This is a genomic window from Pseudomonas cucumis, assembly GCF_030687935.1.
GTDB lineage: Bacteria > Pseudomonadota > Gammaproteobacteria > Pseudomonadales > Pseudomonadaceae > Aquipseudomonas > Aquipseudomonas cucumis.
Map to the genome: position 1 here is coordinate 606700 of NZ_CP117454.1, position 19730 is coordinate 626429.

Sequence of the window (19730 nt, forward strand, 5' to 3'; positions counted from 1 at the left end):
CGTTTTCTGTTTTTTGCTTGAGGAGTGACCCATGGTTGCCGCATTGCTTGATCGTCTTGGTGTGAACCCGGCCCTGTATCAAAACGGCAAAGTGCCGGTACATTCGCCGATTGATGGCAGCCGTATCGCTGCCGTGAACTGGGAAGGCGCCGCTGAAGTCGAGCAGCACATCAGTCGCGCAGATCATGCGTTCGAACTGTGGCGCAAGGTTCCGGCGCCGCGCCGTGGCGAATTGGTGCGCCAATTGGGCGACATCTTGCGCGAGTACAAGGCTGATCTCGGTGAGCTGGTTTCCTGGGAGGCCGGCAAGATCACTCAGGAAGGTTTGGGTGAAGTTCAGGAAATGATCGACATCTGCGACTTCGCGGTCGGTCTGTCCCGTCAGCTGTACGGTTTGACCATCGCCTCCGAGCGTCCTGGCCATCATATGCGCGAAACCTGGCACCCGCTGGGCGTCGTCGGCGTGATCAGTGCATTCAACTTCCCGGTCGCCGTTTGGGCCTGGAACGCGACGCTGGCGCTGGTCTGCGGCAACCCGGTGATCTGGAAACCGTCGGAGAAAACCCCGCTGACCGCATTGGCCTGCCAGGCGCTGTTCGATCGCGTCCTGAAGAATTTCAGCGACGCCCCGCCGCACCTGAGCCAGGTGATCATCGGTGGTCGCGATGCTGGCGAAGCCTTGGTCGATGACCCGCGTGTCGCGCTGGTCAGCGCTACCGGTAGCACCCGCATGGGGCGCGAAGTGGCGCCGAAAATCGCCGCACGTTTTGCCCGCAGCATTCTGGAACTGGGCGGTAACAACGCGATGATCCTCGGCCCAAGCGCCGATCTGGACATGGCCGTACGGGCGATTCTGTTTAGCGCCGTCGGCACCGCCGGACAGCGTTGCACCACTCTGCGTCGCCTGATCGCTCATGAGTCGGTGAAGGAAGAAATCGTCACCCGCCTCAAAACCGCTTACTCCAAGGTACGCATCGGCCATCCGCTGGAAGGCAACCTGGTCGGGCCGCTGATCGACAAACACAGCTTCGAGAACATGCAGGATGCGCTCGAACAGGCCTTGAGCGAAGGCGGCCGCGTATTCGGCGGCAAACGTCAGCTGGAAGACAAATTCCCCAACGCTTACTACGTTTCGCCCGCCATCGTCGAAATGCCGGAGCAGAGCGATGTGGTGTGCAGCGAAACCTTCGCACCGATTCTGTACGTGATCGGTTACAACGATTTCGAAGAGGCGCTGCGCCTGAACAACGCCGTGCCACAAGGCCTGTCGTCGTGCATCTTCACCACCGACGTGCGTGAAGCCGAGCGGTTCATGTCGGCGGTGGGCAGCGATTGCGGCATCGCCAACGTCAACATCGGCCCGAGCGGCGCGGAGATCGGCGGCGCGTTTGGCGGTGAGAAGGAAACGGGCGGTGGTCGTGAATCCGGTTCGGATGCATGGCGCGGGTACATGCGTCGTCAGACCAATACCGTGAACTATTCGCTGGAGTTGCCGTTGGCTCAGGGGATTACGTTCGACTGACGGCCTCCTTTGAACCCATGAAGAACACTGTGGGAGCGGGCTTGCCCGCGATAGCAATCTGTCAGTCACTCAGATGTTGAATGTGCTGACGCTATCGCGGGCAAGCCCGCTCCCACAGGGGAATGGTGTGTTGGTTAGGTTTCTGTTGGAGTCTGGCAATGCCGTTACGCGAAGAGTGTCTGTGGGAAAAACTGACGCCGCAAAGGCCCGACAACGCGGCGCTCAAGGGCGAGGTGACGGTGGATGTCTGCGTCATCGGCGCCGGTTTCACCGGTTTGTCGGCGGCGGTGCATCTGCTGGAACAAGGTAAAAGTGTCTGTGTGCTGGAAGCGCATCGCGCCGGGCATGGCGGTTCGGGGCGTAACGTCGGGCTGGTCAACGCCGGGATGTGGATACCCCCGGATGAAATCGAAGCCGGTTTCGGCGAGGCGGTCGGCAGTCAGCTCAACCGCATGCTGGGTGCGGCGCCGTCGCTGGTGTTCAGCCTGGTCGACAAATACAACATCGATTGCCAGTTACGCCGCGAAGGCACGCTGCACATGGCGCACAACGCGCGTGGTGAAGCGGATCTGCGCAGTCGCGAAGAGCAATGGAAACGTCGCGGCGCACCGGTCGAGCTGTTGACCGGTCAAGCCTGCGAACAAGCAACGGGCACCACAAAAATCGCCGCCGCGTTGCTTGATCGGCGTGCCGGCACGATCAACCCGATGGCCTACACCACGGGGCTGGCCAACGCGGCCATCAGCCTCGGCGGTCAGCTGTTCGATCATTCCCCGGTGACCCGACTTGAACGTCAGGGCCAGCGCTGGTCGGTACAGACCGCCCAAGGCTCGGTGCTGGCCGAGCAGGTAGTCATCGCCTCCAATGCTTATACCGAAGGCGACTGGACGGAGCTGCGGCGCAATTTCTTCCCCGGTTATTACTATCAAGTGGCCTCGGTGCCGCTGACCGAAGACGCCGCGCAACAGATTCTGCCCGGCGGCCAGGGTTCTTGGGACACCCGGCAGGTGCTCAGCAGTATCCGTCGCGATGCCGAAGGGCGGTTGTTGCTCGGCAGTCTTGGCAATGGCAACCAGAAACCGACCTGGTTCCTGAAAGCCTGGGCCGACCGTGTGCAGCAGCACTACTTTCCTTACCTGAAACCGGTGGAGTGGGAGTGCACCTGGACCGGTTGTATCGCTTTCACGCCGGATCATTTGATGCGGCTGTTCGAGCCGGCACCGGGATTGGTGGCCGTCACCGGTTACAACGGTCGGGGCGTGACCACCGGTACAGTGGTCGGTAAAGCCTTTGCCGATTATTTGTGTAATGGAAATCCTCAAGCCCTGCCGATTCCCTTCGCCCCGATGCAGCCATTGGCGGGTGTGGGGCTACGAAGCTGTCTATATGAGGCTGGATTTTCGCTGTATCACGCGGGCCAGTGCTTGCGGATCGTGATCTGATTGTTGAAATATGTTGCTGAAAGCGGCGCTTTTCGGCGAAGCGGCTAGCCTGTAATGGTGCGGGTTGTAGCAGTCTGCGCACCAGCAGTGTGCAGTTCGGTGACGCGAGCTGTTACAGGCTGGTTGCACATCGTTTGGCGCTGCGGTTGCAATGATGGCGCGCGCGGGTTGCGCCTTTAAGAATAAATGGTTTCACCTCCCGCGGTTTAGACGGTTGCACGCCCAATGAAAATGGGCCCGAAACAGTCGAAAAAACAATAAGGCAGCGACTTTTCCCAGAATAAAAAACCGATGGCACGGCCCTTGCTCTGAGCATTCAGTGAAGTCGCAGTGCCAACTAAAAAAAACCTTGGAGCACCACCTCATGTCCCAGACGTTTTACAAGAAAGGCTTTCTGGCCCTCGCAGTGGCAACTGCGTTGGGTGTTTCTGCGTTTGCTCAGGCTGACATCAAGATCGGCGTAGCGGGTCCAATGACGGGCGCCAACGCGGCATTTGGCGAGCAGTACATGAAGGGTGCGCAGGCAGCGGCTGATGCAGTCAACGCCGCTGGCGGTGTCAACGGGGAAAAAATCGTACTGGTCAAAGGTGATGACGCCTGCGAACCGAAACAGGCTGTGACGGTCGCCAAGGACCTGACCAACCAGAAAGTCGCTGGCGTAGTCGGTCACTTCTGCTCCTCGTCGACCATCCCGGCCTCCGAGATCTACGACGAAGCGGGCATCATCGCGATCACGCCAGGTTCCACCAACCCGGCTGTTACCGAGCGCGGTCTGAGTGCCATGTTCCGTATGTGTGGGCGTGACGACCAGCAAGGCATCGTGGCCGGCGACTACATCGTCGACGTGCTCAAGGGCAAGAAAGTCGTGGTTCTGCACGACAAGGATACCTACGGTCAAGGTCTGGCGGATGCTACCAAGGCTCAGTTGGCCAAGCGCGGCGTGACGCCGGTCCTGTACGAAGGCCTGACCCGTGGCGAAAAAGATTTCAGCACCATCGTCACCAAAATCCGCGGCGCTGGCGCCGACGTCGTTTACTTCGGTGGCCTGCATCCGGAAGCCGGTCCTCTGGTTCGTCAACTGCGTGAGCAAGGTCTCAAAGACGTCAAGTTCATGTCCGACGACGGCATCGTAACCGACGAACTGGTGACCACCGCTGGCGGTCCGCAATTCGTTGACGGCGTGCTGATGACCTTTGGTGCCGACCCACGCCTGCTGCCAGACAGCAAGACCGTAGTGGACGAGTTCCGCAAGAAAGGCACCGAGCCTGAAGGCTACACCCTGTACGCCTATGCTTCGGTCCAGGCTCTGGCCGCAGCCTTCAATGGCTCCAAATCCAACAATGGCGAGAAAGCCGCCGAGTGGCTGAAGAAAAATCCGGTTAAAACCGTGATGGGCGAGAAGACCTGGGACGCCAAGGGCGACCTGAAAGTCTCCGACTACGTGGTTTACCAGTGGGACAAGGATGGCAAATACCACCAGCTGGAAAAACAGAAGTGATATGACTGGTTGATTGCCCGGCGTCTTGTGCGCCGGGCAATCAAAGAACATGTCCGTGTTGTACCTGTCTTTTCTCGTAGAGCTGCATATCACCGTGTTGCGTCGGCGGCTGAACCCCGGTCCGGCGCATCCGGTTTTTGTGCAGTCTCTCAAATGCGTGAGATTGCGTTATGGATGGTATTTTCCTGCAGCAACTGGTCAACGGCCTGACCCTCGGGTCGGTCTACGGCCTGATCGCCATCGGCTACACAATGGTCTATGGCATCATCGGCATGATCAACTTCGCCCACGGCGAGGTTTACATGATTTCCGCTTACCTCGCGGCGATCAGTCTGGCTCTGCTGGCCTACTTCGGTATTGAATCCTTCCCCCTGTTGATGCTTGGCACACTCGTCTTCACCATCATCGTCACGGCGGTGTATGGCTGGGTCATCGAGCGCGTCGCCTACAAACCGCTGCGCAACTCCACCCGACTGGCACCGCTGATCAGCGCCATCGGTATTTCGTTGATCCTGCAAAACTATGCACAGATTTCCCAAGGCGCCCGTCAACAAGGCGTACCGACACTGCTGACCGGTGCATGGCGAGTTGAAGTCGGGACCGGCTTCGTCCAGCTGACCTACACCAAAATCTTCATTCTGATCGCAGCGTTTGTCGGTATGGCCCTGCTGACCTACGTCATCAAGTACACCAAGCTCGGCCGTATGTGCCGCGCCACCCAGCAAGACCGCAAGATGGCCTCGATCCTGGGTATCAACACCGATCGCGTCATCTCCTACGTGTTCATCATCGGTGCCGCGATGGCAGCCCTGGCGGGTGTGCTGATCACCATGAACTACGGCACATTCGACTTCTACGCGGGCTTCATCATTGGCATCAAGGCGTTCACCGCCGCGGTGCTCGGTGGGATCGGCTCGCTGCCTGGGGCGATGCTCGGCGGGATCATTCTCGGGATCTCCGAGTCGCTGTTCTCAGGCTTGGTCAACTCGGACTACAAAGACGTTTTCAGCTTCTCGCTGCTCGTTCTCGTTCTGGTCTTTCGGCCCCAAGGCCTGCTCGGCCGTCCTCTTGTGTCGAAGGTGTAAGCGATGTCTTCAACCACTAAAAAAACCATTGATCTCAAAAGAAGCCTGGTTGACGCGATTCTTGCCGGCCTGGTAGCCCTGATTGTGTTCGGCCCGATTGTCGGTGTAGTCCTGGACGGCTACGGCTTCAACCTGGAGGCGACCCGGGTGGCATGGATTGTTGCCATCGTCATGGCCGGCCGCTTTGCCTTGAGCCTGTTCCTGCAAACCCCCAAGGGCCTGAGAATTCTTGAAGGCTTTGAAAGCACCGGCTCCGGGGTTCATGTACTGCCACCTGATTACAAATCCCGCTTGCGCTGGATCATCCCGGTGATGATCGTTATTGCCGTGGTGTTTCCGTTTTTCTCCAACTCCTACCTGCTGGGCGTGGTCATCCTCGGGCTGATCTACGTATTGCTGGGCCTGGGGCTGAACATCGTGGTCGGCCTGGCCGGCCTGCTCGACCTGGGTTACGTGGCGTTCTACGCCATCGGTGCCTACGGGCTGGCGCTCGGTTATCAATACCTGGGGCTGGGTTTCTGGACGGTGCTGCCGCTGGCGGCAATCACTGCCGGGTTGGCCGGTTGCATCCTGGGTTTCCCGGTGCTGCGCTTGCACGGTGATTACCTGGCGATCGTGACCCTGGGGTTTGGTGAAATCATCCGGTTGATCCTCAATAACTGGCTGTCCCTGACTGGAGGTCCGAACGGCATGGCGGCTCCGTTGCCGACCTTCTTCGGCCTCGAGTTCGGTAAAAGAGCGAAGGAGGGCGGCGTCCCGTTCCATGAGTTCTTCGGCATCGCCTATAACCCGGACGTGAAGTACTACTTCATATACGCGGTATTGTTTCTGGTGGTTCTGGCCGTGCTGTACATCAAGCACCGCTTGACCCGCATGCCGGTCGGTCGCGCGTGGGAAGCCTTGCGCGAAGACGAAATCGCCTGCCGTTCCATGGGCCTGAATCACGTACTGGTCAAGCTGTCGGCGTTCACCATCGGTGCATCGACTGCCGGTCTGGCGGGTGTGTTCTTCGCCACCTATCAGGGTTTCGTCAACCCGACTTCATTTACCTTCTTCGAGTCGGCACTGATCCTCGCCATCGTGGTGCTCGGCGGCATGGGTTCGACCATCGGCGTGGTGATCGCGGCGTTCGTGCTGACGGTCGCCCCGGAACTGCTGCGCGGCTTCGCTGAATATCGCGTGCTGCTGTTCGGCATCCTGATGGTGTTGATGATGATCTGGCGACCGCGCGGCCTGATCCGGATCAGCCGTACCGGTGTGACCCCACGTAAAGGAGTGGCGCCATGAGCGAAGAAATCGTTCTCTCGGTCGAAAATCTGATGATGCACTTTGGCGGCATCAAGGCCCTTAGTAACGTAAGCCTGCAAGTCAAACGCAACTCGATTTTTGCGTTGATCGGCCCCAACGGTGCGGGCAAGACCACGGTGTTCAACTGCCTGACCGGGTTCTATAAAGCGTCCGGCGGGCATATCGAACTCAATGCCCGTGGGGTGAAAACCGACGTCATCAAAATGCTCGGGGAACCGTTCAAGGCCGTTGATTTCGTTTCGCCGAAAAGCTTCGTCAGCCGGCTCCACTACAAGATGTTCGGTGGCACGCACCTGATCAACCGTGCCGGTCTGGCGCGGACTTTCCAGAACATTCGCCTGTTCAAGGAAATGTCGGTGCTGGAAAACCTGCTGGTGGCCCAGCATATGTGGGTCAACCGCAACCTGCTTTCGGGGATTTTCAACACCAAGGGTTACCGCAAAGCCGAAAGCGATGCGCTGGACCATGCGTTCTATTGGCTGGAAGTGGTGGACCTGGTGGACTGCGCCAACCGCCTGGCCGGTGAACTGTCCTACGGTCAACAACGCCGTCTGGAAATCGCCCGGGCCATGTGCACCCGGCCACAGATCATCTGCCTCGACGAACCGGCCGCCGGCCTTAACCCTCAGGAAACCGAAGCGCTGAGCGCGATGATCCGGCTGCTGCGCGACGAGCACGATCTGACTGTGGTGCTGATCGAACACGACATGGGCATGGTAATGAGTATTTCCGACCACATCGTTGTACTGGACCACGGCGTTGTCATCGCCGAGGGCGGGCCTGAAGCGATTCGACACGATCCGAAAGTGATTGCCGCCTACCTGGGCGCCGAAGAAGAGGAAGTGGTATGAGTGCACCCATCCTCGAACTCAAGGATCTGGACGTGTTCTACGGGCCGATTCAGGCCCTGAAGAAAGTTTCGTTGCACATCAATGAAGGTGAAACCGTCAGCCTGATCGGCTCCAACGGCGCCGGCAAATCGACCCTGTTGATGTCGATCTTCGGCCAGCCGCGGGCCGCTGACGGGCAAATCATCTATCAGGGTGTGGATATCACGCACAAGTCGTCCCACTACATTGCGTCAAACGGCATCGCTCAATCGCCGGAAGGCCGGCGGGTGTTCCCTGACATGACCGTCGAGGAAAACCTGTTGATGGGCACCATTCCTATCGGTGACAAGTACGCCAAGGAAGACATGCAGCGCATGTTCGAGTTGTTTCCACGGCTCGAAGAGCGGCGTACCCAACGCGCCATGACCATGTCGGGCGGCGAACAGCAAATGCTCGCCATCGCCCGGGCCCTTATGAGTCGGCCGAAGCTGTTGCTGCTCGATGAGCCGAGCCTGGGGCTGGCGCCGATTGTGGTGAAACAGATCTTCGCGACCCTGCGGGAACTGGCCAGCACCGGTATGACCATCTTCCTGGTGGAGCAGAACGCCAACCACGCCCTCAAGTTGTCGGACCGGGCGTACGTGATGGTCAACGGCGAGATTCGCCTCAGCGGCACCGGCAAGGAGCTGCTGGTGAACGATGAGGTGCGTAACGCCTACCTCGGCGGCCACTAACCGAAAAGCCCAAAAAAACGCCCTGACGAACTCCACGTCAGGGCGTTTTTTTATGCTCGCAGAAGCTCCTGCACAGGATGGTGCTTTGAGGTAAAGGGAAATTGTGGAAAACAATATTCATGACCTCTCAAAGCGCGACATAAAGCCGCTGCAAATTGCTGTTTTGTCACGGTTTTGACTTGTCCCCGTTTGCTGTGGAGCTGGCTGTGAATAACGTGGGAGTAGCTGGCTGAAAGCCTTTGAATCCGTGGCTTACAGAGATGTGGTTGTTTTTTGATCAGGTGTTTTTGCTGGACCTCGAGCCGGCTTTGTCAACCTTTTTGTTAGGGGCAAACAGGTTATGAATCGAGGTGGACAAGCCTGTGGATAAGTCTGTGGTTAAACTCTGGAAAGAGTCCGCTGAGGGCCGTAGTTACTGGCTTGGCGCCATCGTCGGTTTGACCGCCCGGTCGTGCAAATTGCCCGGGGCTACACAGCAGGCACCCGAGGGTCAAGCAAAAAACTTTCTAATCTGCCCGCAAAGCCTTGTGGACAGCGGCTTGCAGCTTTTGCACTTGCCCCCGGAAACTGTGGACCGGCCTGTGGATAAGGTGCGCGTACATGGCTGCAAGCCACGGCCCATATGGCGTTGCCGGTGTTGATTGTTTTTTGTACGGTTTTTACGATGGTTGCCGCTGTGGACAAGGCCGGGCATGCTGGCAACTGATTTTCTATTCCAAGGGCTGTCGATCAGCCGAAGCAAGGAGAACACGATGTCCAACACCCTCTTTATTACCGGCGCAACCTCCGGTTTTGGTGAAGCCTGTGCCCGTCGTTTTGCCGAAGCCGGCTGGAAACTGGTGCTGACAGGTCGTCGTGAAGAGCGCCTCAATGCCCTGTGCGCTGAGTTGTCGAAGCAGACCGAGGTCCATGGCCTGGTGCTCGACGTACGGGATCGCAAGGCCATGGAGGAGGCGATTGCCAACCTGCCGCCGTCCTTCGCCAAGCTGCGCGGGCTGATCAACAACGCCGGCCTGGCCTTGGGCGTGGACCCGGCCCCCAAGTGCGATCTTGATGATTGGGACACCATGGTCGACACCAACATCAAAGGCTTGATGTACAGCACTCGCCTGTTGTTGCCGCGTTTGATCGCTCATGGTCGTGGCGCCAGCATCGTCAACCTCGGTTCGATCGCCGGCAACTACCCGTACCCGGGCAGCCACGTGTACGGCGCGAGCAAGGCGTTCGTCAAACAGTTCTCCCTGAACTTGCGTTGCGACCTGCAAGGTACGGGCGTGCGGGTCAGCAACATCGAACCGGGCCTGTGCGAGAGCGAGTTCTCGCTGGTGCGTTTCGCCGGTGACCAGGAGCGTTACAACGCCACGTACGCCGGCGCCGAGCCGATCCAGCCGCAAGACATCGCCGAGACCATTTTCTGGGTGCTCAACGCACCGGCCCACATCAACATCAACAGCCTCGAACTGATGCCGGTGAGCCAGACCTGGAGCGGGTTTGCCATTGAGCGTAATGCCAAGGCGTAAGGCCGGGATAGACAAAGCAGGACATAAGGTAGACTCCTTCCCAATAACCCCGCCGCACCCCGCGGTTTCAAGGTTTTCAGAGGAGTCTACGTGAGTAACCGAGGTGAGCAGTCGCTGCTCAAACAATCGACCATCCTGATGTTCGCCGTGGCGATCGCCGGGATCGTCACCGGTTTTATTTCTGGTGCCCAATCCATCCTGTTCGATGGTTTTTTCTCGTTGATCGCGACCTTCATCAAGGTCCTTATGTTGATCACCGCCAAACTGATCGCCAAAGAAAGCAACCATCGCTTCCAGTTCGGCTTCTGGCACCTGGAGCCCATGGTGCTGCTGATCGAAGGCAGTTTTCTGTTGTTGATTGCGATCTACGCCTTTCTCAACGGTGTGTTCGGCATTATCAATGGCGGTCGTGAGATCGAGCTTGGGTTGGTGATCATCTACGCGGCGGTGTTCACCGTCGTCGAGTTCGCTTATTTCTTCTACGTCCGCCATCGCAATCGAAAGCTCAAATCAACGCTGATCCAGTTCGACAACATCAGTTGGCTGGTGGACGCGATGCTTTCGGTGGGCCTGCTGGTCAGTTTTCTCGCCGCGCTGCTGCTCAAGAGCCAGGGCTATGACGAGTGGGCGGTGTATGTCGACCCATTGATCCTGATTCTGCTGGCGCTGAGCATGCTGCCACCGGCCTTCAAGATTCTCGGCCCAGCGTTGCAAGATGTGCTGGGGATTGCTCCCGATCAATTGAATGACACCGTGCGCCAGGTTATGGACGTGGCCAAAGTCGAACATGGTTTCGACGACTACATCTCCTACGTGCAGAAGCACGGACGGGCGCGGTTTATCGAGATTCACGTGGTGTTGCCGGCGGATTACCGGCTGCAGAGCGTGAAACAGCTGGATGCGCTGCGGGAGGAGATTTCCGCGAAGCTCGGCAAGCCGGATGCGGCGAGATGGTTGACCATCAGTTTTACCGGGGACAGGAAGTGGATTGCCTGATGGGCTGGTGACCTGTGGCGAGGGGGTCAAGCCCCTTCGCCACAAAAAACTCAACCGAGGTAGTCAGCCAACCCGCGATAACAGGTCGCCAAGTGATAAGGCGTGGTCGAAGGCATGTCCTTGCGGCTTACTTCGCCCTGCTCATCGCGACACTCATACCAGCCACCCGCATGTAAAAAGCGCTGTTGCAGCGCCTGCAATTGGCGCTGCACGGACGCTTCGCTGTTTGGGCGCAAGGTCAGGGCACGCAGGTATTCAGCCTGGGCCCAGATGCGTTGGGTCGCATCACGAGGATGGTCGTCCAGCTCCAGCATCGCGCACACAGCTCCGGTCTGTTGATCCACGCCCAGTTGCTCGGTAAACGTAAAGGCGCAGTCCAGCGACGCATGCAGTTTGGAGACGCGCAGCAAGGGTGAGGACTCCAGCAGGAAATACCATTCGAACTGATGGCCTGGCTCGAACCAGTTATCCACAGCGCCCAGCGGCTTTTCCATCAATACCGCGTGTTGCGGGTCGATGAAGCGCTTCTGCATGGCTGTGCATAACTCGATAAGCGCGCCCTGCACAGCAGCGTCCTCGCGCACTGAAAGGATGGCGAGGAAGGCTTCGGCCAAATGCATCAATGGATTCTGCAGCGGCCCGGAGTTGAGCGAGGACCAATCACGGTCCAGGCTGGCTTCGTACAGGCCGTCGCCTGTGGCGAAGCGTTGCGCCAATACTTCCAGAGTGGCGTTGAGCACCGACTCCACCAGCGGTTCGCGCACCTTGTCCCAGTAATGGGCGCAGGCGAACAGGATGAAGGCGTGGGTGTAGAGGTCTTTGCGCTGATCCTGCGGCGCACCTTGCGGGTCGATGCTGTAGAACCAGCCGCCATGCTCGGCATCGTGGAAATGCTGTTGCAAGGATCGGAACAGTGCCGCCGCACGTTCTTCGGCTTGCGGCACTTGGCCGATCAGGCTGGCAAACAGGTACAGCTGCCGCGCGCAAGCCATGGCCCGATAGCGCTGAGGTGGCAATGGTCGATGCTCGGCGTCCAGCGCTTCATACGGCAATGCCATGTCGGCGTTCCAGCCGGGGCCTTGCCAGAGCGGCACGATCACGTCCTGGAAGTGCTGTTGCACCGAGGCGAACAGGGCGGTCAATTCAGGCTGGGAAGCAGAGCGGGAAACAGAGGGCATTGGCTGGCGTCGTCACGGCAGGGGCGATTGCGCGACATGGTAGCAGAGTGAGCGCGTCGATCGTTCCCACGCTCCGCGTGGGAATGCCTCATTGGACGCTCCGCGTCCGCTTCGAAAGGGACGCGGAGCGTCCCGGGCTGCATTCCCACGCAGAGCGTGGGAACGATCAATCAACCCGCCAGCAACCAGGCGCCGGTCATGGCTGAAGCCGCACCCGCCAGTCGAATCAACGGTGCCGCGGCCTGAGGCAAGACGCGAACCACCGCATAACCTGCGGCATGCAAAGCCGCTGTCGCTGCCACAAACCCCGCGGCATACGCCCATGGGCTCGACATCTCCGGCAACTCCAGACCATGCGCCACGCCATGAAACAGCGCGAACAATGCGGTCGCAGTCACCGCCAGGCTCAACGGCGGACGCACCGCCAAAGCCACCGCCAGGCCCAATGCCAATACCGATGCGGCAATCCCGCTTTCCAGTGCCGGCAGGTTCAGCCCTTCAAACCCCAGCAGGCCGCCGATCAGCATAGTGCCCACGAACGAGCACGGCAGCGCCCAACGCGCGGCGCCTTTCTGCTGCGCGGCCCACAACCCCACGGCAACCATTGCCAGCAAGTGATCGAGGCCGCCGATCGGGTGGCTGAGGCCGGCCATCAAACCATTGTCGCCGTGGCCCGGGTGAGCGAACGCGATGGCCGGGGTCAACAGCAGGGCCATGGTGCCCAGAATGCGTTTCAGTGTCATGGATAAGCTTCCTTGTTGATAAGTGTGATCAGGCCGCAGTCAGCAAGCCCTGGCGTTCGATGAAGGCGATGATTGCTTCCAGGCCCTGGCCGGTTTTCTGGTTGCTGAAGACGAACGGTTTGCCGTTGCGCATGCGCTGGGTGTCGCTGTCCATCATCTCTAGCGAGGCGCCTACCAGCGGCGCGAGGTCGATCTTGTTGATCACCAGCAAATCGGATTTGCAGATCCCCGGCCCGCCCTTGCGCGGCAGTTTGTCGCCGGCCGAAACGTCGATCACGTAGATAGTCAGGTCGGACAGTTCCGGGCTGAAGGTCGCGGAGAGGTTGTCGCCGCCTGACTCCACCAGAATCAGATCCAGCCCGGGAAAACGCCGGTTCAGTTGATCCACCGCTTCAAGGTTGATCGAGGCGTCTTCGCGGATCGCGGTGTGGGGGCAGCCGCCGGTTTCCACGCCGATGATCCGCTCGGGCGCCAGGGCTTCGTTGCGCACAAGAAAGTCGGCGTCTTCGCGGGTGTAGATGTCGTTGGTCACGACGGCCAGGTTGTAGCGGTCGCGCAGGGCCAGGCACAGGGCCAAGGTCAGGGCGGTTTTGCCGGAACCGACCGGCCCGCCGATGCCGACGCGCAGAGGTTGTGTGTTCATGTGATTCTCCAAAATAAAAGGCCCTAGGAACGGAACAGACGGCTGTACTGGCGCTCATGTGCCATGCACGCCAGGGACAGGCCGAAAGCGGCGCTGCCAGTGTGTTCGGGGTTGATTCGGGTGGCGTCTTGCTGCGCCTGTTGCAACAACGGCAGCAGTTCGCTGGTCAGGCGCTGGGCGGCTTGCTGGCCCAGAGGCAAGGTCTTCATCAGCACCGCCAATTGGTTTTCCAGCCAGCTCCAGAGCCAGGCGGCCAGCGCATCTTGCGGGCTGATCTGCCAGGCGCGGGCCGCCAGCGCCCAGCCAAGGGCCAGATGCGGTTCAGGGCATTGGTCGAGAAAGGCCCGGGCCGGCGCATCCAGTTCCGGTAAACCGTTGAGCAATTGCTTCAACGAATACCCCATCTGCCGACTTTCCTGATGCAGCTCGCGGGTTTCCCGGCTGGCGCGATGTTCTTCGCAGCGTTGCAGCAGTTCGGCCCAGTTTTCTTCGGCCGCAGCAGTGCAATGGGCGAGCAGTAGCGGCGCTTCGAAACGCGCCAGGTTCAGCAGCAACTGATCGCTGATCCAGCGCCGCGCGCTGTCGGGATCGTCCACGCGGCCGTTATCCACAGCCATCTCCAGACCCTGGGAATAGCTGTAGCCGCCAATCGGCAGCTGCGGGCTGGCCAGACGCAGCAGCGCCCAGGCTGGGTTCATAAACGCACGCCGAACTGGTGCAGTTTCGGCGGGTAGTTGAAATCCTCGTCACCGTGCCGCGAATGGTGATGGCCGCCACCATAGGCACCGTGTTCCGGCTGGAACGGCGCTTCGATGTTCTCGGCGTTGGCGCCCAGTTGCTCGAGCATGGCCTTGAGCACGTAATCGTCGAGCAGGCGCAACCAGCCATCACCGACTTGCAAGGCCACATGGCGGTTGCCCAGGTGATAGGCGGCGCGGGTCAGTTCGAAGGCGTTGGCGCAGGTGACGTGTAGCAGTTGTTCGGGGCGAGCGCAGACGCGAACGACGCGCCCGTCTTCGGCTTGCAGGCATTCGCCGTCATACAGCGGCGGCTGACCGCGCTCCAAAAACAACCCGACGTCTTCACCCTCGGCACTGAAACAGCGCAACCGGCTTTTGCTCCGGGCTTCGAAGGTCAGGTGCAACTCGGCGGCCCAGACGGGTTGAGGGTCGATTCTGCGATGAATCACCAGCATCGGAAGGCTTCCAGCAATGGACAATGCTCAGGGATAGAGCAAGGGGCTTGCCAATCGGGTGATAGGTAGGAAATGCCTGTCGGAGCGTGAAGGGTGGTTCAGGATGTTGCAGGGTTTTGATTGAAGTTGGTGCGAGAGGATTTTTTGCGCACCAAATTGCAGCGAGTGCCCGCTCCCGCAGGGTGAAGTGCGTTACTCGGTGCTGCCGAGGCCTTGCCAGTGTTTTAGGCCGATGAAGATGAAGCGCAATTGCTGCGTGATCTTCGCCTGCGGCGTCAAATGCTCGGGTAGCGCCTCGGCCGGGGGATCAATAATGTCGGGCAGTGTCGCGAACACGCTTTTGACGATCAGATCAGCCATGACACTCAAACCTGCGATGTCCAGATGCTGCAGTTTCGGCATCAGCGCCAAGTCAGCCGCCAAATCCGAGCTGATGTCTTCGCGCAAGCGGCCAATGGCCTGACGCACCGGCAGTGAACCGCCGTACTGTTCGCGGGCAAGAAACAGGAACTGCGAGCGATTGGCCGTGACCACATCGAGAAAGATTCGTACCGAGGCGTCGATGATGCCGCCCATGACTAACTCGTTATGGCGCACCAGGCGGATGGTTTCACGGAAGGTCTGACCGACTTCGCTCACCAGCACCAGACCCAGTTCATCCATGTCGGCGAAATGCCGGTAGAAACCGGTGGGTACAATTCCGGCGGTTCTGGTCACTTCGCGCAGGCTCAGGCTGCCGAATCCTCGGCCGCTTTCCATCAAGTGGCGAGCAGCGTCCATCAGGGCGTTGCGGGTCTGTTGTTTCTGTTCGGCGCGGGGCAGCATCGCAAGGGTGTTTTCTGGACAGGGACAGCGGCGCACTCTAGCAAATCGGCATCGCTGGCGTCGAACGACTATCGGGAGATCACGCGGGGAGATGCAGCTTCTATAAAATCAAAAGCCCAATCCGGGGATTGGGCTTTTTTTCGGGGCCGCCATGGGCTCAGCTCACAGCGCTGTTGCGTTCGATTACACGGTCACCACCGCCTTCAGCCAGGGTTTGACCTTGTGGAGTGCGATCGGAACCGTCAGCAGCCAGGGTCTGGCCTTGTGGGGTGCGGTCGGAACCGTCAGCCGCCAGGGTCTGGCCTTGTGGAGTGCGATCGGAACCGTCAGCCGCCAGGGTCTGGCCTTGTGGAGTGCGATCGGAACCGTCAGCCGCCAGGGTCTGGCCTTGTGGAGTGCGATCGGAACCGTCAGCCGCCAGGGTCTGGCCTTGTGGAGTGCGATCGGAACCGTCAGCCGCCAGGGTCTGGCCTTGTGGAGTACGGTCCGAGCCGTCCTGAGTAATCAGGCCTTTTTCTTTCAGGCGATCATTGCCACCTTCGGCCAGGGTCTGACCTTGTGGGGTGCGGTCGGAACCATCAGCGGCGACGGTCTGGCTGAACACCGAGTGGCTGTCTTTGGCTTGTGGAGTGGCCTGATCAGCGGCCGGCAAAGCAAAAGCGGTGCTGGCTAACATCGAGAGGGTCAGGCTAAGCAGTAATTCGCGTTTCATGATGAGTTGCTCCTTGGGAGGGCGATAAAGTGGGTACGAGGTCAATGCTACTCTCGATAAGTCGATATAAAAGTTCATAAACGCAATGGTAATAATCAACAGAATTGATTGTTCGGCCGCGGCGCTCTAGAACAGGTGTTTCCGGCGAGTTTTTTTGCACTGGGGTGGGTATTTTCGACCCACTCTCGCCTCGCAAAAGTGCGGGTGCGGTAACGCCGGATGAGGGAGCAGGGTGTCCCCAACCGATTATTTGAGTGTTAAGCGCCTATTCGGTTAAACCTGCGTGCCATTTCCCAGTCCTAAATGTCATGGCAGGCCGGTTCTGGCCTAACGTTTCATCAGTGCGTCGCTGTCGGGGCGCTCAGTCGTATTCAGGAGCCCTGTGCAATGACACGCACTCGTAAAATTCTTGCCTGGACCTTCGCCAGCCTCGTTGTCCTGCTGGCCGTCCTGGTGCTGATCATCGCGTTCTTCGATTGGAACCGGATCAAACCGCCCCTGAACGCCAAAGTGTCCGAAGAACTGCATCGTCCGTTCACCATCAATGGCAACCTTGCGGTGATCTGGCGGCGCGAGCCTGATGAGGGCGGCTGGCGGGCCTGGGTGCCGTGGCCGCATGTGGTGGCCGAGGATTTGAGCCTGGGCAACCCGGACTGGTCGAAGCAACCGCAGATGGCCACCCTCAAACGCGTGGAGCTGCGCATTTCGCCGCTGGCCTTGCTGGCGCAGCGGGTAGTGATCCCGCGCATCGACCTGACCGAACCCAATGCCGACCTGCAACGTCTGGCGGACGGCCGCGCCAACTGGACGTTCAAGTTCGACCCCAAAGATCCCGACGCCGAGCCTTCGAACTGGGCGCTGGACATCGGTGCCATCGGCTTCGACAAGGGCCACGTCACGCTCGACGACCAGAAGCTGAAGACTCAGCTTGATCTGCTCATCGATCCGTTGGGCAAACCGATTCCGTTCAGCGACATTGTCGGAGACAAAGCGGCAAAAAAAGCGCTTGAAAAGGGTGGCTCGCCACAGGATTACGCCTTCGCATTGAAGGTCAATGGCCAATACCACGGTCAGAATCTCGCGGGCCAGGGCAAGACCGGCGGCTTGCTGGCTTTACAGGACACCACCAAGCCGTTCCCGCTTCAGGCGCAAATGAAGATCGCCGACACCAGCGTCGAACTGGCCGGCACGCTCACCGATCCATTGAACCTCGGCGCCCTGGATTTGCGCCTGAAACTGGCCGGTGCCAGCCTGGGTAATCTTTATCCGCTGATCGGCGTGACGCTGCCGGATACCCCGCCTTACGCCACCGACGGGCACTTGATTGCCAAGCTGCAAGAGCCGGGCGGGGCGGTGTACCGTTATGAGGCGTTCAACGGCACCATCGGTCAGAGTGACATCCATGGCAACCTGACCTACGTGGCGAGCCAGCCAAGGCCCAAACTCAGCGGGGCGCTGGAGTCCGATCAACTGCTGTTTACCGACCTGGCACCGCTGATCGGTGCCGATTCCAACGCCAAGCAAGAGGCCCGTGGCGGTGAAAGCAAGCAGCCGGCGGACAAGCTGCTACCGGTCGAGGAGTTCAGGACTGAACGTTGGCGCGACATGGACGCTGATGTGGAGTTCACCGGCAAACGCATCGTCCACAGCGCAAAACTGCCGTTCAACGATCTCTACACCCATGTGGTGTTGACTGATGGTGTGCTCAGCCTCGAACCCCTGCGTTTCGGTGTGGCCGGTGGCAATCTGGATGCGCAGATTCGTCTGGACGGACGCACCGAGCCCTTGGAAGGTCGGGCCAAACTGACCGCGCGCAAGTTCAAGCTCAAGCAGTTGTTCCCCACCCTGGAGCGGATGAAAACCAGTTTCGGTGAGCTTAATGGCGACGCCGATCTTGTCGGTCGGGGCAACTCGGTAGCCAAGCTGCTGGGCACTGCCGACGGCAATTTGAAGATGCTGATCAATGACGGCGCTATCAGTCGTGAGTTGATGGAGTTGGCGGGGCTCAACGTCGGCAACTATGTGGTGGGCAAGATCTTTGGTGATCGAGAAGTGAAGATCAATTGCGCGGCCGCCGATTTTGAGGTCAAGGCCGGTCTGGCGACCACGCGGCTGTTCGTTTTCGATACCGAGAACGCGATCGTCTACGTCGACGGCACGGCGAACATGGCGACCGAGCAACTGGACCTGACCATCTCTCCGGAATCCAAGGGCTGGCGTTTGATTTCGCTGCGTTCGCCGCTGTATGTGCGGGGCAAGTTCATCAAGCCGGATGCGGGCGTGAAACCGGTGCCGCTGATGCTGCGTGGGGCCGGGATGGTTGCACTGGGTGTGATCGCCGCGCCGGCGGCGGGCTTGCTGGCGCTGATAGCGCCGAGCGGTGGTGAGCCGAATCAGTGTGCGCCGTTGCTGGAGCAGATGAAGGCGGGCAAGGCGCCGGTGACGGTTAAGCCTACAAAGTAATAGGGTGTCTGCGATGACGCCTTCGCGAGCAAGCCCGCTACCACAGGGATTGCGCTTAACTGACTGGTATCAGCGCATGCCCTGACAGCAACGCCTCCTCTTGCAACCACGCAAAAAACGCCCGCACCGGCGGATGCCGTTCACGGCCCGGTACGCACAGCGCGCTGTATCCGGCCCCATCGACTTGAATGTCACCCCGATAAGGCAACAGCAAGCCGCTGGCCACACTCTCCGACACCAGAATATTGCTCGCCAGCACCAGGCCTTGCCCGGCGATGGCGGCTTGCAGGGCGTAATGCTCCTCGTCGTATTCACGCACCACCGGTTGCGCAGCCAGCCAGGTTTCGCCGGACTGCGCGCACCAGGCCTCCCAGCCATGGGCGTACAGCTTGGAGTTGTGCCAGCGCACGCTGATCAGGGTCGGTACCCGACTGGCCGCCAGGGCCACTTGTTCAGGCGAGCCATAGACCCCGAAGAATTCGTCGAACAGGCACAAACCATAAAGGTTCGGGTAATCGTCGAGGCTGTAACGCACCACCAGATCGACGCTGGCGTCCTGATGCAGGTCGATGACTTCGCAGTGAGTGTCCAGCCGCAGGCTGATGTTCGGATGGCGGGCGTAAAACCGTCCCAGCCGTGGCACCAGCCAAAGGGCTGCGAACGCGGCGGTGGTGGAAATCGTCAGGTTCGTGCCGCTACGTTGCGGGCGTAAGGTATCGACGCTTTGCGCCACTTCGAGCAGGGCGCCATGCAGACTGCGAAACAACCGTTCGCCGCACTCGGTGAGGCGCACCTGGCGTGGCAGTCGTTCGAACAACGGCACGCCGAGCCAGTTTTCCAGGGAGCGGATCTGGTGCGAGACCGCCGTCGGCGTCACGGAGAGCTCTTCGGCGGCGGCCTTGAAACTCAACAGGCGTGAGGCGGATTCGAAGGCGCGCAGGGCGGTCAGCGGCAACGAGGCAAACATTTTAGAACTCCATGGATGAAATGGATTCATCCAGACTGATTTTTGTTCATTTGAAGAGAGGCAGTCACG

18 protein-coding genes are annotated in these 19730 nt (G+C 59.7%); 10 read left to right on the top strand and 8 right to left on the bottom strand.

Translation table 11 applies throughout. The features are described 5' to 3' along the window. The first annotated feature begins 31 nt into the window (after nt 1–31). The 9 genes from amaB (at nt 32) to PSH97_RS02655 (ending at nt 10935) form a co-directional block, all read left to right on the top strand. Complete coding sequence (gene amaB / locus PSH97_RS02615; RefSeq protein WP_305447984.1) at nt 32–1522, top strand: L-piperidine-6-carboxylate dehydrogenase; 1491 nt, start codon at nt 32–34, stop codon at nt 1520–1522. 158 nt (nt 1523–1680) lie between these two features. After that, nucleotides 1681–2964, top strand: coding sequence for an L-pipecolate oxidase (gene amaA, locus PSH97_RS02620; protein ID WP_305447985.1), 1284 nt, complete (start codon nt 1681–1683; stop codon nt 2962–2964). Between the two features lie 364 nt (nt 2965–3328). Beyond that, on the top strand, nt 3329–4462 hold the full coding sequence (locus tag PSH97_RS02625) for an ABC transporter substrate-binding protein (RefSeq protein ID WP_305447986.1): 1134 nt from the start codon (nt 3329–3331) through the stop codon (nt 4460–4462). 170 nt (nt 4463–4632) lie between these two features. Beyond that, nucleotides 4633–5547, top strand: coding sequence for an ABC transporter permease subunit (locus PSH97_RS02630; RefSeq protein WP_030128310.1), 915 nt, complete (start codon nt 4633–4635; stop codon nt 5545–5547). Between the two features lie 3 nt (nt 5548–5550). Then, entirely contained in the window at nt 5551–6834 is a 1284-nt protein-coding gene (livM, locus tag PSH97_RS02635; protein WP_038978730.1) for a high-affinity branched-chain amino acid ABC transporter permease LivM, read from the top strand. Further along, nucleotides 6831–7706 carry an ABC transporter ATP-binding protein gene (locus PSH97_RS02640; protein ID WP_305447987.1) on the top strand — a complete coding sequence of 292 codons (876 nt, stop codon included), beginning with the start codon at nt 6831–6833 and terminating at the stop codon, nt 7704–7706. Before livM ends, PSH97_RS02640 begins: the two co-directional genes overlap by 4 nt. Next, on the top strand, nt 7703–8419 hold the full coding sequence (locus tag PSH97_RS02645; protein ID WP_030128307.1) for an ABC transporter ATP-binding protein: 717 nt from the start codon (nt 7703–7705) through the stop codon (nt 8417–8419). The genes PSH97_RS02640 and PSH97_RS02645 overlap by 4 nt, the downstream gene beginning before the upstream one ends. Nucleotides 8420–9171: 752 nt before the next feature. Then, entirely contained in the window at nt 9172–9939 is a 768-nt protein-coding gene (locus PSH97_RS02650) for an SDR family oxidoreductase (RefSeq protein ID WP_095052905.1), read from the top strand. A 90-nt stretch (nt 9940–10029) separates the two neighbouring features. Next, nucleotides 10030–10935 (top strand): cation diffusion facilitator family transporter, encoded by a 906-nt coding sequence (locus PSH97_RS02655; protein WP_305447988.1) that lies wholly within the window; start codon nt 10030–10032, stop codon nt 10933–10935. 50 nt (nt 10936–10985) lie between these two features. Here the strand turns inward: PSH97_RS02655 and PSH97_RS02660 are convergent, their stop codons facing one another. From PSH97_RS02660 to PSH97_RS02690, 7 genes are all read right to left on the bottom strand, one after another. Continuing rightward, the gene (locus PSH97_RS02660; RefSeq protein ID WP_305447989.1) at nt 10986–12113 is read right to left on the bottom strand and encodes an AGE family epimerase/isomerase; all 1128 of its coding nucleotides are present in this window, start codon (nt 12111–12113) and stop codon (nt 10986–10988) included. A gap of 170 nt (nt 12114–12283) precedes the next feature. Further along, nucleotides 12284–12856: a HupE/UreJ family protein gene (locus tag PSH97_RS02665; protein WP_305447990.1), complete on the bottom strand. Its 573-nt coding sequence runs from the start codon at nt 12854–12856 to the stop codon at nt 12284–12286. A gap of 28 nt (nt 12857–12884) precedes the next feature. Continuing rightward, complete coding sequence (gene ureG, locus PSH97_RS02670; protein WP_038360437.1) at nt 12885–13499, bottom strand: urease accessory protein UreG; 615 nt, start codon at nt 13497–13499, stop codon at nt 12885–12887. A gap of 23 nt (nt 13500–13522) precedes the next feature. Further along, entirely contained in the window at nt 13523–14197 is a 675-nt protein-coding gene (locus PSH97_RS02675; RefSeq protein WP_305447991.1) for an urease accessory protein UreF, read from the bottom strand. Further along, entirely contained in the window at nt 14194–14694 is a 501-nt protein-coding gene (gene ureE, locus PSH97_RS02680; RefSeq protein ID WP_007902732.1) for an urease accessory protein UreE, read from the bottom strand. Before ureE ends, PSH97_RS02675 begins: the two co-directional genes overlap by 4 nt. A gap of 192 nt (nt 14695–14886) precedes the next feature. Beyond that, a complete protein-coding gene (locus tag PSH97_RS02685; protein ID WP_305447992.1) occupies nt 14887–15519 on the bottom strand; it encodes a TetR family transcriptional regulator in 633 nt (210 codons plus the stop codon). A 157-nt stretch (nt 15520–15676) separates the two neighbouring features. After that, nucleotides 15677–16231 carry a hypothetical protein gene (locus PSH97_RS02690; protein ID WP_305447993.1) on the bottom strand — a complete coding sequence of 185 codons (555 nt, stop codon included), beginning with the start codon at nt 16229–16231 and terminating at the stop codon, nt 15677–15679. Between the two features lie 387 nt (nt 16232–16618). On the opposite strand from PSH97_RS02690, the gene PSH97_RS02695 reads away from it, so the two are divergent. Beyond that, a complete protein-coding gene (locus tag PSH97_RS02695; protein ID WP_305447994.1) occupies nt 16619–18694 on the top strand; it encodes an AsmA family protein in 2076 nt (691 codons plus the stop codon). A 55-nt stretch (nt 18695–18749) separates the two neighbouring features. Here the strand turns inward: PSH97_RS02695 and PSH97_RS02700 are convergent, their stop codons facing one another. Then, a complete protein-coding gene (locus PSH97_RS02700; RefSeq protein WP_305447995.1) occupies nt 18750–19661 on the bottom strand; it encodes a LysR substrate-binding domain-containing protein in 912 nt (303 codons plus the stop codon). Between the last annotated feature and the right edge of the window lie 69 nt (nt 19662–19730).

What these genes read in the sequence shown, in the direction of transcription:
- PSH97_RS02625 (WP_305447986.1), top strand. Translation starts at nt 3,329, where the DNA reads ATGTCCCAGACGTTTTACAAGAAAGGCTTTCTGGCCCTCGCAGTGGCA.
- PSH97_RS02690 (WP_305447993.1), bottom strand. Translation starts at nt 16,231, where the DNA reads ATGAAACGCGAATTACTGCTTAGCCTGACCCTCTCGATGTTAGCCAGC.
- PSH97_RS02700 (WP_305447995.1), bottom strand. Translation starts at nt 19,661, where the DNA reads ATGTTTGCCTCGTTGCCGCTGACCGCCCTGCGCGCCTTCGAATCCGCC.
- PSH97_RS02685 (WP_305447992.1), bottom strand. Translation starts at nt 15,519, where the DNA reads ATGCTGCCCCGCGCCGAACAGAAACAACAGACCCGCAACGCCCTGATG.
- livM (WP_038978730.1), top strand. Translation starts at nt 5,551, where the DNA reads ATGTCTTCAACCACTAAAAAAACCATTGATCTCAAAAGAAGCCTGGTT.
- ureG (WP_038360437.1), bottom strand. Translation starts at nt 13,499, where the DNA reads ATGAACACACAACCTCTGCGCGTCGGCATCGGCGGGCCGGTCGGTTCC.
- PSH97_RS02645 (WP_030128307.1), top strand. Translation starts at nt 7,703, where the DNA reads ATGAGTGCACCCATCCTCGAACTCAAGGATCTGGACGTGTTCTACGGG.
- PSH97_RS02665 (WP_305447990.1), bottom strand. Translation starts at nt 12,856, where the DNA reads ATGACACTGAAACGCATTCTGGGCACCATGGCCCTGCTGTTGACCCCG.
- PSH97_RS02630 (WP_030128310.1), top strand. Translation starts at nt 4,633, where the DNA reads ATGGATGGTATTTTCCTGCAGCAACTGGTCAACGGCCTGACCCTCGGG.
- PSH97_RS02695 (WP_305447994.1), top strand. Translation starts at nt 16,619, where the DNA reads ATGACACGCACTCGTAAAATTCTTGCCTGGACCTTCGCCAGCCTCGTT.
- amaA (WP_305447985.1), top strand. Translation starts at nt 1,681, where the DNA reads ATGCCGTTACGCGAAGAGTGTCTGTGGGAAAAACTGACGCCGCAAAGG.
- amaB (WP_305447984.1), top strand. Translation starts at nt 32, where the DNA reads ATGGTTGCCGCATTGCTTGATCGTCTTGGTGTGAACCCGGCCCTGTAT.
- PSH97_RS02675 (WP_305447991.1), bottom strand. Translation starts at nt 14,197, where the DNA reads ATGAACCCAGCCTGGGCGCTGCTGCGTCTGGCCAGCCCGCAGCTGCCG.
- PSH97_RS02660 (WP_305447989.1), bottom strand. Translation starts at nt 12,113, where the DNA reads ATGCCCTCTGTTTCCCGCTCTGCTTCCCAGCCTGAATTGACCGCCCTG.
- PSH97_RS02650 (WP_095052905.1), top strand. Translation starts at nt 9,172, where the DNA reads ATGTCCAACACCCTCTTTATTACCGGCGCAACCTCCGGTTTTGGTGAA.
- ureE (WP_007902732.1), bottom strand. Translation starts at nt 14,694, where the DNA reads ATGCTGGTGATTCATCGCAGAATCGACCCTCAACCCGTCTGGGCCGCC.
- PSH97_RS02640 (WP_305447987.1), top strand. Translation starts at nt 6,831, where the DNA reads ATGAGCGAAGAAATCGTTCTCTCGGTCGAAAATCTGATGATGCACTTT.